This is a genomic window from Bacillus cereus group sp. BfR-BA-01382 (assembly GCF_022663475.1).
In the GTDB taxonomy this organism is placed as follows: Bacteria; Bacillota; Bacilli; order Bacillales; family Bacillaceae_G; genus Bacillus_A; species Bacillus_A thuringiensis_S.
This window is the reverse complement of record NZ_JAKUFQ010000013.1, coordinates 1-15,653: the sequence shown is the minus strand read 5'-3', so window position 1 is coordinate 15,653 and position 15,653 is coordinate 1. Positions and strand designations below refer to the sequence as shown.

The window sequence follows — 15,653 nt, the reverse complement described above, 5'->3', positions numbered from 1 at the left end:
CTCAGCTTATTTTTCCTCACCGATATATGCCCATTTGTAGCTGTAATCTCCACCAACTGGGTGGTGAACAATTCCTTTTACTTTTGCTCTTTGAACAATTGCATCACCACGTTGATATAATGGTGCAATTGCTGCATCTTCCAGTAACATTTTCTCCGCTTTCAGTAAGCTATCCCAACGATCTTTCGTTTTCGTTAATAGCTCGCCTTTACCTTTTTGCACAATTTCATCATATTTAGGATTTGAATATCCTGTTTGGTTATGAGGCCCATTTGTAACGAACATATCAATGAACGTCATTGGATCTAAGTAGTCAGGGCCCCAACCAGCGTAAGATAAATCATAATCTAGATCTGATTCTAATTTTAACTTTTGTTTAAATGGCTGGTTTTTCAAATTCACTGTTAAGCCTGGTAAGTTTTTCTCAAGTTCTCCTTTTAAGAACTCTCCTACTTTTTTCGCACCATCACCATCATAGTTTAATAGTTCTACTGTAATTGCATCTTTTCCAAGTTCTTTTTTCGCTTTTTCCCAATGCTCTTTTGCCTTTTTCACATCTGTTTTTAAAATATCTCCATTTTCTTTACGGAAGTCTTTTCCATCTGGGCTCTTAGCAAATTCTTTTGGTACTAAGTAATCTGCAGGTGTAGAACCATCATTTAAAATTACATTCGTTAAGCCTTTTTTATCATACGCTTTTGCAATCGCTAAACGTAAATCTTTGCTCTTTAGCACTGTATCTTGCCCACCACGTTTTTGGTTTAAGCGTAAGAAGTACGTTGACGGTGTTTTTTGTGTAAAGAAATCGGGGCTTGATTTATATTTGTCAACAAATTCAGATGTAAGTCCTGAGCGATCAATTTGTCCACTTTCATATAAATTGACACGTGTACCGCTATCTTTTACCACATTAAAGTTAATTTCTTCCAACTTAACTGTTTTATTATCCCAGTATTGTGCATTTTTCTTTAACTTCCAACCTTCTTCATGTTTCCAGTCTGTTAATGTAAATGGTCCGTTGTATAACGTTGTATCTGCTTCTAAACCGTACTTTTCTCCTTTTTCTTTTACAAACTTCTCGTTTAATGGATAAAATGTTCCAAATGAAGTTAATTCTACAAAGTAAGGAACTGGATTTTCTAATTCTACTTCTAACGTATAGTCATCTACAGCTTTTACTCCTAACGTATCTAGCTCAGCTTTTCCTTCATTAATCGCTTGTGCATTTTTTAAATCAAACATAATGTATGCATATTCTGCTGCTGTATTTTTATCTACCGCACGTTTCCAAGAGAATACGAAATCTTTTGCTGTTACAGGCTCTCCATTTGACCATTTTGCATTTTTATTCAATGTAAATGTATATTTTTTACCATCATCACTCTTTTTATATGATTCAGCAACCCCTGGTGTTGCTTTATTATCTTTATCAAGTCTATACAAACCTTCCATTACGTTGTTTAAAGCGAGAAACGATACTTGGTCTGTCGCTTTAGCAGAGTCCATAGATGGAATCTCTTGAGACTCTGTTAAATTAAGCACTTGCTTCGCCGCTAGCTTTCCGCCTTCTTTTTCACTGCTTTTTGGTGTTGTGCTTGCTTTATCTTTTTCCCCAGATCCAGAGCAAGCTGTTAATGCCATACTCATTACTAAAACTGGTGCTACTACCGCTGTTAATTTTTTCATCTTTTTTCTCTTCATTTTTGTACCCTCCCCAATTATATGTACGCTATTAACATTTAGAGATTCCCTACTAACTTTCGTTATCAGAAAATTCTTATTAATTAATATTCTACTGTTTTTTCTAGTTTTGTAAAGTATTTTTGTAAATTTTCTAAAAATTTATTTTTTTATGATAGTAACTTGTTGTTTTAACTACTATATGAATTATCCCCCGTCTACTATATGTAAACATCCATTCCCTTATTCCACTCTATTACTACGTTCTATATTTTTCTTATTAGCATGAGGTCTCTTACTATCATTCATCTTTCTTACTACTTACTGACCTCTCTAATTTCCTCGGATAGAACCTTCTTTATTACCTATCCGATTCTCAATAGGCTAACGAGATTTATTCCCTTATACATACTAAAAAGCATTTCACTTTATTTTTTCCGCCATCCTCAGTTACATACGCCCACTTAAAGCTATATTCTGAACTGATGTTATGTTTCACAATTCCTTTTACATTCGGTTTCATTACGTACGATCTTCCTGTTTGATATAAAGGAACTAACCCTGCATCTTCTTCAAGGAATAATTTCTCAGCTTTCCCTAACGTTTCCCAGCGTTTTTTCGCATCACTCATTAATTCATTACCTGCTTTTCCTACCATTTCATCGTATTTTGGATTTGAATAACTCATTTGGTTGTACGGGCTCTTCGATTCAAACATATCAATAAATGTCATTGGATCCGCATAGTCTGGACTCCAACCTGCATAAGAAATTTCATAATCTTGCGCAGTTTCTAATTTTAATTTTTGTTTGAACGGCTGAATTTTTGTATTAATTGTTACACCTTTTAAATTTTTCTCAATTTGATCTTTTACATAGTCAGCAATCTTTTTCGCAGTTCCATCATCATAGCTTAGCAATTCAATTGTAACTTGATCTTTTCCAAGTTCTTTTTCCGCTGCTTCCCAAGCTGCTGCACCTTTTTTCGGATCATATTTTAGACCATTTTTAAATGCACCTTGGTAATCTTTACCACAAGGACCTGTCGCAAGCCCTTTTGGTACTAATTGATCTGTTGCTTTTGAACCGTTATTTAAAATAACGTTCGCTAAGCCTTTTTTATCAACTGATAATGCAATTGCTTCACGAAGTTTTTTGCTCTTTAAAGGCGTATCTTGTCCGTTACGTTTTTGATTTAAACGTAAGAAGAATGTACTTGATTCCGCATACTCACCATATTCTTCTTTGTTCGATTTATATTTATCTACAAACTCTCCTGATAGTAATGTAAAATCAATTGATCCTGTATCATATAAGTTTACTTTCGTTGCAACCTCTTTTACTACACTATAGTTAATTTCTTCTAATTTCACAGTCTTTTTATCCCAGTACTTATCATTTTTCTTTAGCTGCCAACCTTGTTCATGTTTCCATGAAGACATAACGAACGGTCCGTTATACAACGTTGTATCTGCTTCTAAACCGAACTTATCTCCTTTTTCTTTTACGAACTTTTCATTTAAAGGATAGTACGATGGGAATGCCATTAAATTCAAGAAATACGGTACTGGCTTTTCTAATTCTACTTCTAGTGTATAATCATCTACCGCTTTTGCTCCTAAATCTGTTAGAGGTTTTTCACCTTTATTAATTGCTTCTGCATTTTTAATATAGAAAGCGATAAACACATATTCTGCCGCTGTATTTTTATCAAGTAAGCGTTGCCATCCATATACGAAATCTTTCGCTGTTACAGGATCACCGTTTGACCATTTTGCATCTTTACGTAGTTTAAATGTATATTTTTTGCCATCCTCGCTTTTCGTACTAGACTCTGCCGCAGCAGGAATTGACTTATTATCTTTATCAAGGCGATATAGGCCTTCCATCGTGTTCCCTAAAATTTGCGCACCTAATGTATCAGTAGATTTAGAAGTATCCATCGTCGGAATTTCTTGGTTTTCCGTACGATTTAATACTTGTTTCGCTGCATATTTAATATCAGATTTTTTTCTTCCCCACTATTTGATGTAGTAGTCGTTTTCTTTTCCCCACCTGATCCAGAACATGCTGTCAATGCAACACTCATCGCTAAAACTGGTATTACAACTGCCGTTAACTTTTTCATTTTTTTCTCTTCATTTTTGTACCCTCCCTAATTATATGTACATTACCAACCCTTGAGAGACCCCTTACTAAAGACTTTTTTTTAGAAGATTACAACTAATGTCATTCTACTCTTTTTTCCGTAATTGCAAATAGGTTTATTTTAAATATTCTGTTTTTTATTTAGTAGGATTTATCTTCTATCTACTATATGTACATACTATACACCTTATTCTCCTCTATTTAACCATACTAAAAATTAGTATTTTAAGCTCACAAAAAAAGCATTTAAAAGTAGCTAAGCCACTTTTAAATGCTTTTTCAACTCTATTATTTTTCAGTAACATATGCCCACTTATAGCTGTATTCTGGGCTAATATTATGCTTAACAACACCTTTTACATGCGGTTTCATAACATAAGATCTAGCACTTTGATATAAAGGTACAAGAGCTACATCTTCTTGAAGAAGTAGTTTCTCTGCTTTTCCTAGTTCCTCCCAGCGTTTCTTCGCATCACTCATTAATTCCCCACCAGCTTTTTTAATTATTTCATCATATTTCTGATCAGAGAAACTCATTTGGTTATGAGAGTGCTTACTTTCAAACATATCTAAATATGTCATTGGATCCGCATAATCTGGGCTCCATCCACCATATGAAATATCATAATCTTGATCTGATTCTAATTTAAGTTTTTGTTTAAACGGCTGCAGTTTAATATTTACTGTTACACCTTTTAAGTTTTTCTCAATTTGATCTTTTACATATTCCCCAACTTTTTTCGCATTACCAGTATCATAGTTTAAAAACTCAATTGTAACTTGATCTTTTCCAAGTTCTTTTTTCGCTTCTTCCCATGCAGCAGCTGCTTTTTTCGCATCTGGTTTAATACCGTTTTTAAACGTTTCTTGGAAGTCTTTCCCATCAGGTCCAGCTGCTAAGCCTTTCGGCACTAAATAATCTGCAGGTTTTGACCCATCATTTAAAATAACATTTGTTAAATTCTTTTTATCAATTGATAGCGCAATTGCTTCACGTAATTTCTTGCTCTTTAATGGTGTATCTTGTCCACCACGTTTCTGGTTTAAACGTATAAAGAACGTACTTGGTTCGTTATACACCCCATATTCCTCTTTATTATTTCTATATTTGTCAACAAATTCACCTGTTAATAAGGAGAAATCAATTTGACCACTATCATATAAATTCACATTAGTTGCTGGCTCTTTTACAACACTATAGTTAATTTCATCTAATTTCACAGTCTTTTTATCCCAATATTGATCATTCTTCTTCAGTTTCCAACCTTGCTCATGCTTCCAATCAGTAAGAACGAACGGTCCATTATATACAGTTGTATCAGATTCTAAACCGTATTTATCCCCTTTTTCTTTTACAAATTTCTCATTTAATGGATAGTACGATGGGAATGCTACTAAGTTTAAGAAGTATGGTACTGCTTGTTCTAATTCAACTTCTAAAGTAAGGTCATCTACTGCTTTAACTCCTAGTTCTGTTACAGGTTTTTCACCTTTATTAACCGCTTCTGCATTTTTAATTGGGAATGCAATGAATGCATACTCAGCAGCTGTTTTTGGATCTAATAAACGTTGCCATGCAAATACGAAATCTTTCGCTGTTACAGGATCACCATTTGACCATTTTGCATCTTTACGTAATTTAAATGTATATTTTTTACCATCCTCACTCTTCGTGCTTGATTCTGCCGCAGCTGGGATTGGTTTATTCTCTTTATCTAAACGGTATAAGCCTTCCATTGTGTTCCCTAAAATTTGAGAGCCCAAAGTATCTGTACTCTTCGACGTATCCATTGTTGGAATTTCCTGATTTTCTGTTTTATTGAACACTTGTTTCGTTGCTAATTTTTCCCCTGACTTACTATCTCCACCAGAGCTAGAATTTGTGCTTGTCTTCTTATCTCCACCTGATGTAGAACATGCTGTTAACGCCATGCTCATTGCTAAAACCGGTGCTACAACTGCTGTTAGTTTTTTCATTTGTTTCTTTTTCATTTTCTGTACCCTCCCTAATTCTAAACGATAGCTATTCAAGAATTTTCTGATAATTCTGTTTTTCTCTATATATTTATCAGACGATTCTTACTACTTCTTATTCTACTAATTTTTTAAAATTTGTAAAGTATTATTATTGAAAATTTTTAAAAAATTATTTTCTTACAGTAATATTCATAAAAATTCCATATGATCTTCAAATTCTATTTCTCTTTCATATAAATGTACCACTTTAATGGTATTTATCATATTTACACATTAAATATCTATGAGCTCTTGTTAATAAATAATGTATATTTTTAGAAACTCCTTTCCTACAAAAATAAAAAAAGTCAGCAAAACTGACTTTTTACCCGGCTATTTTTTCTCTTTTCATTTCCTCTATTACTTTCGTATACTTCTCATCATCAAATTCATTTTCACTTTTTGCAACAACTACAGTTGCAATACCGTTACCAATTAAATTAACGATAGCACGTGCTTCTGACATGAAACGATCTACACCAAGTAATAGCGCTAAACCTTCTAATGGGATAACATTCATTGCAGATAAAGTAGATGCTAGCACAATAAAACCTCCACCAGTTACTGCTGCTGCACCTTTAGATGTAACTAATAAAATAGCTATTATAGTTAATTGTTGACCTAGTGAAAGATCGACATGAAAGACTTGAGCTAAAAATATAGTAGCCATCGATAAATAAATTGTCGTTCCATCTAAATTAAATGAGTATCCTGTCGGAATGACTAAACCTACTACTGGCTTCGAACATCCCAAGTCTTCCATCTTTGTCATCATTCGCGGCAGTACTGATTCTGATGACGATGTCCCGAGAACAATGAGTAATTCTTCTTTAATGTGAGCTAAATATTTCCACAAACTAAATTTGTACAGTTTACAAATAAAATTTAAAACAATAAAAACAAATAATGCCATTGTCGCATATACACAAATCATTAATTTGCCAAGTGGTATGAGCGTGCTTAAACCATACTTCCCAATTGTAAATGCCATCCCACCGAATGCTCCAACCGGTGCTAATTTCATTACAATTGATAAAATGTTAAAAAATACTTTCGATAATCTTTCAAAAAAGTCAATAACCGGTTGTCCATTTTTCCCTAACATCGTTAACCCTGCGCCGAATAAAATGGAGAAGAACAGAACTTGTAAAATATCACCTTTGGCGAATGCTTCAAACATGTTAGACGGCACGATATGTAAAAAGAAATCCATCCATTTCATTTCTTGTCCGCTTTGTACATATTGCGAAACATCTCCGCCCTTTAGTTTTGAGGGATCTAATCCGTCTCCAGGACGCACAACATTCGCTACGATGATACCAATAATTAAAGCCGCTGTTGTAACAATTTCAAAATATAATAGTGCCTTCCCACCAACACGGCCTACCTTTTTCATACTTCCCATACTTGCAATACCGAGCACAATTGTTAAAAAGATAATCGGTGCAATAACCATTTTAATCATATTGATGAATGTTTCACCAATTGGCTTCATTTGTTGTCCAACACTCGGCCAAATTGCCCCTACTGCAATACCACAAATAATGGCCACAATAACTTGGAATGTTAAATTCTTTGCAATTCTCATTTTTGCTACTCCCCTGTATTTTCATTTCTCCCAAACTATTTTAAGCAATAACATTTATTCTATGTGATAGCCCCCTTGCTATTTAACTTAAACCACAATTTTATGTTACACTATTATCTTTAATTTGAAAATAGTATATAACATTTAAGAATAAATGACATACTATTATACACAATAAAAAGCAGACATTACGTCTGCTTTAATTCTCCTCAATTTGCTTTTCACTTAACCCTAGATGTGTTCTAAGAGTATTACTCAAACTCTGCAAATCTTTTTTATTAGGATTATAATAATATACACGTTGCCCATTTGGACCATTAGGTAAATATAAATCATCACCAGCTAGTTGTATTTTTTCAACTGAACCGTTTAAACCGTATTTATAAAAAGATAAAATATCATCCATTACTAAGTTTGTTTTAAAATCGTCGTCAACTGCCTCAACTATTTTTTCTAGCTTCGTAATCGATCCTACACTTTTTAATTTACTTAAAATCGATTCAATAACAAGTTGTTGCCTCTGCCCTCTCATCGCATCACTATCAATATGGCGCGTTCTTGCTAGTGCAAGTGCTTCTTCCCCATTTAATTTTTGCAATCCTTTTTTCAAATGAATCGCATCAGGTTCATCTTTACTATTTTGCTCCGTAAATTCAACTGGGACATCTACTTCAATACCATCTAACCCATCAACAATTTTAGTAAAGGAACCAAAATTAAATTTCACAAAATAATCAACGGGCACTTGTAACAATTTTTCTACCGCTTCCACAGAAGCTTGCGGTCCTCCATCTTTACCATTTTTAACGAAACCACTTCCATATGCATGGGTTATTTTATCTTTTTTCTTTTCAACTGGAACGTATGTATATGTATCACGCGGTATGCTCGTTAATTTCACTGTTTTATCGTCTTTATTAAAAGTCGCTAACAATAATGCATCTGTATGAAATGCACCATTATACTCCTTTTGTCGTTCTTGATTTTCATCAATTCCCATAATTAAAAGTGAAACATGATTTGCAATTGGCTTTACAGATTTCTCACGTAAATTGGATTTTTCACCTCGTGCTAAATTCAAATTAGATTTTTGTACGAGACTAGAAGTTTTCATATATACATAGGCTCCATAGCCAATTCCACCAAATAGCAATACCGCTAGTAGTAAACTTATTATCGTTTTCTTTTTATATTTTTGCTTATTTTTCTCTTCTCTTAAAGATGAATGATTCCCCATTTACTCTCCTCCTGTTTCTATTCATCCAATATGTTTTTCATATTTAGCGCTATCCTTTTGAAACATACTTTCTTTCAATCCCTTATCTATTTGTATCCATTCTGTCGTAAGTGAATATTGAATCAAGCCTTCTTGAAAACTAAGAAATTTCAACATAATCCCTGTATTTTTCTCCACAACCATTTCGAATTTCCCTCTTAAATCTTCAGAGGTGCTAACAGGCATCTCTATATTGATGACTCCTTCAATTTTGTAACAATCTAATCCAAGATATTTCGTTTCTTTATAATTCCAATCTTTATATCGAATTAACAAATCTGCGAATTCTGATTGAATACTATATTTCGCTAGTCCTACATATTCATCATCATATCGCTTTTTTTCACCTGATTTTCTCAATAACCTTTCCGTAGGATTTAACTTTAATAATTCATTGTTTCTTTCTTTCGGGTTCCATTTTGTCTCTTTATAGGTATACTTCTCATCATCAAACTCTTTTTTCTTGCCCTCGTTATATATAATTGTTCGTTTTTTCGCTAGTTTATCTTCTTTCGAAGAGATACCTCTTTGTTTTTCCGTATCAATTGCATACTTATATGTTGTAGCAATTCTTGATGAGCTAGAATATTCCTCAAATTGTCCTGAACTATTTTTAAAATAATCAATAGAATCTAGCATCTTTTGATGAATCTTTTCTTTATCTGGATAATGTACATTTGATTTTATTTCTTCTTCATTTTCATAATCAGAAAACGCTTTTTTCTTTACATATTCAAATACTCCACCGTTTTGCGCAAAACTTTGTATAGAAAACTCAGACATAGATACCACTGAAAGTATACAAACCGCTGCACTAATTATCATCATATGGATTTTGTAACTCTTCTTTTTTACCTGAAGATTATGTAGTGTACCATTAATCTTCTCATTTAACTCTGGAGGTACTATAACATTTTCATTTTTTATTCTCTTTTTTAATTTCTCATCAAATAATTTTTCACTATCCACCCTTTACACCCCCTATTCCATCTTTAATCGTTTTTGTAGTTGTTCCCTCGCACGCGATAATCTTGATTTCACTGTTCCTTTCGGTATTTCTAACAGCTTCGCAATACTATCTTGATTCATATCTTCATAGTAATAAAGCACCGTAACAGCTCTTAATTCTTCATGTAACGATTGAATCGCATTATACAAATCTATATCTTCATACTGATCACACGCACTCATATTGTAATCATTCTCTTCTGTCACAATTACATTTTTATACGCTCTAATAATATTGTTACACTCATTCATTAAAATTCGAATTAACCAAGTTTGAAAAAACTCTTCTTTTTTTAGTTTTTTTATATTTTCATAAGCTTTTAAAATTGTTGTCTGTATCGCGTCCTCTATATTTGTCTCATCACGTAACATCGCCTTTGCTATTCGATACATCTTCACTTTTTCTGTATGTATAAGCGTTATAAAGGCTTCATGATCGCCTTTTTTCGCTAAAGAAACATCGGTTTCTTCTTTTATAATCATTTTATATAAAGGGATTACTTTCACAATTGCTCCTCCTGTTTCATCCTCACTTCAAATTTAACTTTACATGTATTAGACGTAGGAACCTAGGAAAAGGTTCATTTTTTTGAATATTTTTGTAAATAAAAAGATAAATATCCTTTATAAGTGTTATGTAATAAACATACTAGATTTAATTTACAAATAAAAAAAGCCCACTTTCTCAGTGGACTTTCTACTTTACAACGGTAAATCCCTCTTCTTAAAAACTACAATTGCTACTATGAAAATACAAAGTGCTCCAGCAGTTAAACCTATACTTACCGGCCATATATTATACGTTCCTTCAGCAATTTCTTTCGGATGAAACAGCGTGAATAATGATAGACTTCTCATCCACTCTAACTTATCACTTAATTTACCTACCATATCCAATACGAAAAATAAGATAGTTAAACTCGCTGAATAACTTAGTGCCTTTCTTTCGTCATTACATATACAAGAAAAGAAAAATGAATACGCACTAACGACTAAAAATATGAGCCCTCCGACTACATTTATCTTCAAAAATAATTCTTTATTTAAGTTATTATCTTGTAAAAACCATTCTGCACCTACTAACCCAGCTACATACGTAACAGATACAATAATCAGAAGTCCCAATATGAGAACAGCAGCTTGTGTAATAGCAATTTCCACTCTAGATACAGGTGTTGCTAACAAGTATGCCATTGCTCCTTTATCTACATGACGAGCAATTAAATGTGTTGCAACTGTTACACAAAAAATTGTTAAAATGATAATAAACAATAGACTATAGTATTCACCAGCTAAAAAATCCATTACGTTTTGAATCGGACTTTCCATACCAACGATTTTTTTCACACTATCAGGCATGGCAGCTATTAGTTCATTTAGCCCTTTCGCTGATACCATTGACGGGAATATCCAAATTAATAACCACAAATATAAAGCCGCACCAAACGCATAACTCAAAATATTTTTTTGTGTTTCTTTCAAACTAGCTAAAAATAATTGCTTATTCATGCGTTACCCCTTCTTTCTTATCGTAATAATGCATAAATAAATGTTCTAAATCCATCGCTCTCGTTTGAAGTGCCGTTACATTATAGTTTGAAATTGTTTGTAAAACAGTTTGATAGTTTCCTTGTACAATGATAGATGCCTCTCTACCTTTTACCACTTCAAATTGCAAATTACACTTTGTAAGAGATTCAATCTCTTCTTGCGATGATACGGTTACATCTATTACCTGTCGTCTCATACTTTGTAAATCGTGAATATTTTCAACCGTTACGAGTCGACCATCTTTAATAATCGCTACTCGATCACACGTACGCTCAATTTCAGTGAAAATATGTGATGACATTAGGATTGTTTTTCCTCTTTGCTTTTCCTCTAATATTAATTCTATAAATACTTGCTGCATAAGTGGATCAAGTCCAGATGTTGGTTCATCTAAAATTAACACCTCTGGATCGTGCATAAATGCAGCAACTATCCCCACTTTTTGCTTCATTCCTTTAGACATTTTGCGAATCGGTGTTTTCACATCAAATTGCAGACGATCTATCAGTTCATCTCGTCTTTTCGTATCCTTTAATCCACGCATTCCTTGCATTAATTTTAAAAACTCTAATCCGTTCATTCCTTCAATAAAAGAAATTTCACCCGGTAGATAACCAACTTCCCTTTGAATTTTCGCTGCTTCATTCCAACAATCTAATCCAAAAATTGTCGCTTTACCAGCTGTCGGTTTTATAAATCCCATTAAATTACGAATCGTCGTTGATTTCCCGGCACCATTCGGTCCTAAATAACCGAATACTTCTCCCTCTTTTACATCAAATGTAATATGAAACAAACCTTTTCCATTCAAAAACTGTTTTGTGACATCCTGAACTGAAATCATAATTCCACCTCATTTTTTGAAATATTTAATATGTGATATTTCAAAATCATTGTACTCCTCATCTTTCATATTCGCAACAACTTTTTGAAATATTTATTAGTCCATATTTCAAAATTATTGTTTTCCATTATTTTTTCTTGTATATTTTAAGTGAGGTGATTGCATTGAACGGATTTGAAAGAGTAAAAGAAAAGAAAAAACGTGCCATTAAAGAAGCAGCATTCGTATTATTTTCAGAACGTGGATTTAATGAAGTGAAAATAGAACATATCGCAAAAGAAGCGAACGTTTCTCAAGTTACAATTTATAATCATTTCGGAAGTAAAGATGCGTTATTTAGGGAGCTTATACAAGAATTTATCATATCTGAATTTCAATATTATAAAGAGCTTGCAGAAGAAAAATTACCTTTTCATGATATGATGCAAAAAATGATTGTAAGAAAAATGAATACTGGCGGGTTATTTCAACCTGATATGTTACTACAAATGATGCAAAGGGACGAAGAACTCCGGAAGTTTATTTATAGTTATCAAAATGAAAAAATCCTGCCCTGGTATTTAGAAATATTAGAACGAGCGCAGCGCAAAAACGAAATTAATCCTCACCTTACTAAAGAAATGATGTTACTTTACATTCAAATGTTTACAAAATTAGGTGATGAATTTGGAGCACAACTTCTTGAAGGAGATCGTGAAAAACATATACAAGATATCGTTACGATGTTCTTTTATGGACTCTCCGTCCCAGAAAAATAATTTTTCTAAAGAACAAATAGAATTACCAAAAAGCCCTTTGGATATTTAAATCGCAAGGGCTTTTTCATATCAAAAAATGTCTAAAACTAACTTTATCTTAAAGAAGTTAAATGCTTCTTTATAGATAACACCTTATTATAGATTAACTCTTTTAGCATAACAGGCTGAATTGAAATAATCGTTTCACCGAAATTCAGAAAATAATTTGAAATAAAATCAAATTCTTGCTTGTTAAAATAGCCTGTTATAATGTAATTTTCATTTTCCTTTTGCATCCTCATGGAAGGGTAATTCTCTTTATCAAAAATGTCTTTTCCTTTTTGATTAACAATGACGCTAAAATTAATTGCATCAGGCTTTCTGTGAAAAGTAGTAAGATAACTTAATAATTCTTCAAGATTTTTTGGATTAATATTGCTCGTTTCCACAATAGAAAGAATTTTATCACATCTAATTATTTGAACATTATTCGTCTCAAAATTAAAGATTTTAGCATACCACTGGCCAAATTTAGATTCTATTCGAATAAATTGGGCAACCAATGCTTTCTCCTCACCTTTTTTTAAATATGTTAAATGATAAACTCGCTCAGCAAAAATCCCCTGTAAAATTTCTTTTAAGAACGGACTAAAATTACTATGATTTGTTACTTCAAAGGAAAGCGTTCGTTCCATAATTGAAATATTTTTACTCACATTATCAGGTAATACATGTTTAAATTTATTTTCAAGCGCAATACTTTCTATATTAAATGGTTTTGTCTTGTATCCATTTAGCGTAAGAATTGAAAAATATAAGGCATACATTTCATCCACACTAAAATAAATTGGTGATAAAACACTATTTTCTATAATTTTATAACTTCCATTTCTACCCAATTCAGAATATATGGGTACACCTATTTCTTCCAATGATTGAATATCTCGCAAAGCGGTACTTTTAGAAATATCATATCTAACCATTAAATCTTTTAAATTAAAATATCTTTTATTATTTAAGAAAATAAGCATATCATTTATTCGTTCCGTTTTTTTCATATTTCCCTCCCAAAAAGGTGTCATGTATTGAAACCCTTTTAATCTATATTATAATTATCAACTAATAAAGGAGTTATATATTTATGACATTAGAAATAGCTATTTTTCTTTCAATGAATGGGCAAGCAAAGGAGGCGATTAACTTTTATACACGTCATTTAGAAGCCAAAAAGTTAATGGTTGTTACGTATGAAGAACTGGCGAAAAGAGATAGTTCTTTTAAAATTAAAAGTGAAAATAAAGATCATATTGCTCACTCTGTTTTACAAATTGGGAATACAAAGCTAATGATAGCAGAAGATACAATGAAGCCTAATGAACGTTATAACGTTGGAAATAACATGTCACTTTGCATTCAAAGCGCTAATTTAGAAGAAATACAAAGGTTTTATAATAATTTAATTTCCGATAAGCATGTGAAAATAATCTCTCCCCTAGAAAAAAATATATTTAGTGAAGCATATGGTATTATTGAAGATCCTTATGGCATACAAATCCAATTAATGTATGATAAACGACTAAACTAAATAATTAATCATATTCACATATTCCTAATAAAAAAGACACGAATTTCGTGTCTTTTTTATTTTATAGAAATGACTCTACCCTTTTCACTGCTTTCAATCGCTAATTGAATCAGTTTAATAACATCTAAGCCTTCTTTTGCTGTTACAGGTAGTTTCTCACCATTTAATATACTATCTCGTACACCTTTATAATAATTATCATAACAACCGACTTCTGTTGGAATGCGCTCTAAGCTTTCTTCTGTTTCTAAAGTAGCAAAATTCTCTTCATCGTCTACTCCATAACCATTATCACCTGGCTTCATTCCATTTTTTAATTGCTCTTCCTGCGAATCCATACCGTACTTCACGATAGAACCTTTCTCTCCATGCACTATAAAATGCGGTCCAGCTTTTTTCACATAACTGCTACTACGTAAAATGACACGTTTAGCTCCGTAATGCAGTACTATGTGGAAATAATCATCCACCTCTGCACCTGGTCGTTGTTTTATTACATCTGCACTTATCGCATCTGGTTTTCCAAATATTGATAACGCTTGGTCAATTAAATGCGATCCTAAATCGTATAATATACCGGAACCTGGTAGATTTTTTTCTCTCCATCGATCACGCACATGTGGACGGAAACGATCAAAATTTGATTCATATGCGTATACATTCCCTACTCTGTTTTCTCCTAACAATTTCTTAATTGTTAAGAAATCATTATCAAAACGACGATTATGATATACGCTTAACATTACATTATGCTGCTCTGCTAATGAAATAAGCTCTTCCCCTTCTTCAATTGAAACAACAAATGGTTTTTCTACAACAACATGCTTACCGTTTAAAATTGCTTCTTTTACATATGGAAAATGAGTTGTATTAGGTGATGTAATAACAACTAAGTCAACATCAGCTCGCTTCACCAATTCATCAATTGTACTAACAACATTAGCGTTTGGTAATGTTTCTTTTACTACCTCTTCTTTTGAGGATAATACAGCACGAATATCATATTCTTCTATTGTTTGTAATAGTGGGATATGAAATGTCGTACTAGAAAAACCAAATCCTACAATCCCTACACCTATTTTTTTCATGTTGCCCCTCCATTTGTCCCGCTTTAACGGGCAGTAAGATTCCTAACTCAAAATCCAGCGAAAGCTAAGAAATTAGGTGAGGAGTCAACTGCTCGTTAAAGCCCGATTGGTTCAACTAATAATCAGTGGGGAT

Annotated in this window: 12 protein-coding genes and 1 pseudogene; 2 read left to right on the top strand and 11 right to left on the bottom strand. The window is 32.7% G+C overall.

What is annotated here, in order from left to right:
* Positions 1-6: 6 nt before the first annotated feature.
* The 9 genes and pseudogenes from MR160_RS08180 to MR160_RS08140 form a co-directional block, all read right to left on the bottom strand.
* Positions 7-1,701 carry a peptide ABC transporter substrate-binding protein gene (locus tag MR160_RS08180; protein WP_000823460.1) on the bottom strand — a complete coding sequence of 565 codons (1,695 nt, stop codon included), beginning with the start codon at positions 1,699-1,701 and terminating at the stop codon, positions 7-9.
* A 373-nt stretch (positions 1,702-2,074) separates the two neighbouring features.
* A pseudogene (locus MR160_RS08175) lies at positions 2,075-3,807 on the bottom strand (peptide ABC transporter substrate-binding protein).
* Positions 3,808-4,115: 308 nt separating this feature from the next.
* Entirely contained in the window at positions 4,116-5,819 is a 1,704-nt protein-coding gene (locus MR160_RS08170) for a peptide ABC transporter substrate-binding protein (protein WP_000730154.1), read from the bottom strand.
* A gap of 349 nt (positions 5,820-6,168) precedes the next feature.
* The gene (locus MR160_RS08165; RefSeq protein ID WP_001216974.1) at positions 6,169-7,431 is read right to left on the bottom strand and encodes a dicarboxylate/amino acid:cation symporter; all 1,263 of its coding nucleotides are present in this window, start codon (positions 7,429-7,431) and stop codon (positions 6,169-6,171) included.
* Between the two features lie 199 nt (positions 7,432-7,630).
* The gene (locus MR160_RS08160; protein WP_000526731.1) at positions 7,631-8,668 is read right to left on the bottom strand and encodes an LCP family protein; all 1,038 of its coding nucleotides are present in this window, start codon (positions 8,666-8,668) and stop codon (positions 7,631-7,633) included.
* Between the two features lie 21 nt (positions 8,669-8,689).
* A complete protein-coding gene (locus tag MR160_RS08155) occupies positions 8,690-9,676 on the bottom strand; it encodes a hypothetical protein (protein WP_000376636.1) in 987 nt (328 codons plus the stop codon).
* Positions 9,677-9,688: 12 nt separating this feature from the next.
* Entirely contained in the window at positions 9,689-10,222 is a 534-nt protein-coding gene (locus MR160_RS08150) for an RNA polymerase sigma factor (protein ID WP_000864724.1), read from the bottom strand.
* Positions 10,223-10,417: 195 nt separating this feature from the next.
* Entirely contained in the window at positions 10,418-11,224 is an 807-nt protein-coding gene (locus MR160_RS08145) for an ABC transporter permease subunit (protein ID WP_001041417.1), read from the bottom strand.
* The gene (locus MR160_RS08140) at positions 11,217-12,110 is read right to left on the bottom strand and encodes an ABC transporter ATP-binding protein (protein ID WP_000626558.1); all 894 of its coding nucleotides are present in this window, start codon (positions 12,108-12,110) and stop codon (positions 11,217-11,219) included. The genes MR160_RS08145 and MR160_RS08140 overlap by 8 nt, the downstream gene beginning before the upstream one ends.
* A 155-nt stretch (positions 12,111-12,265) precedes the next feature.
* On the opposite strand from MR160_RS08140, the gene MR160_RS08135 reads away from it, so the two are divergent.
* Positions 12,266-12,868, top strand: coding sequence for a TetR/AcrR family transcriptional regulator (locus tag MR160_RS08135; RefSeq protein ID WP_003309799.1), 603 nt, complete (start codon positions 12,266-12,268; stop codon positions 12,866-12,868).
* A 92-nt stretch (positions 12,869-12,960) separates the two neighbouring features.
* On the opposite strand, the gene MR160_RS08130 is transcribed toward MR160_RS08135, so the two are convergent.
* On the bottom strand, positions 12,961-13,929 hold the full coding sequence (locus MR160_RS08130) for a helix-turn-helix transcriptional regulator (RefSeq protein WP_044783433.1): 969 nt from the start codon (positions 13,927-13,929) through the stop codon (positions 12,961-12,963).
* 59 nt (positions 13,930-13,988) lie between these two features.
* Between MR160_RS08130 and MR160_RS08125 the strand changes: the two genes are divergently transcribed.
* Positions 13,989-14,432: a VOC family protein gene (locus MR160_RS08125; RefSeq protein ID WP_000171340.1), complete on the top strand. Its 444-nt coding sequence runs from the start codon at positions 13,989-13,991 to the stop codon at positions 14,430-14,432.
* Positions 14,433-14,488: 56 nt separating this feature from the next.
* On the opposite strand, the gene MR160_RS08120 is transcribed toward MR160_RS08125, so the two are convergent.
* Positions 14,489-15,520 carry an oxidoreductase gene (locus MR160_RS08120; RefSeq protein WP_000719768.1) on the bottom strand — a complete coding sequence of 344 codons (1,032 nt, stop codon included), beginning with the start codon at positions 15,518-15,520 and terminating at the stop codon, positions 14,489-14,491.
* Positions 15,521-15,653 lie beyond the last annotated feature (133 nt).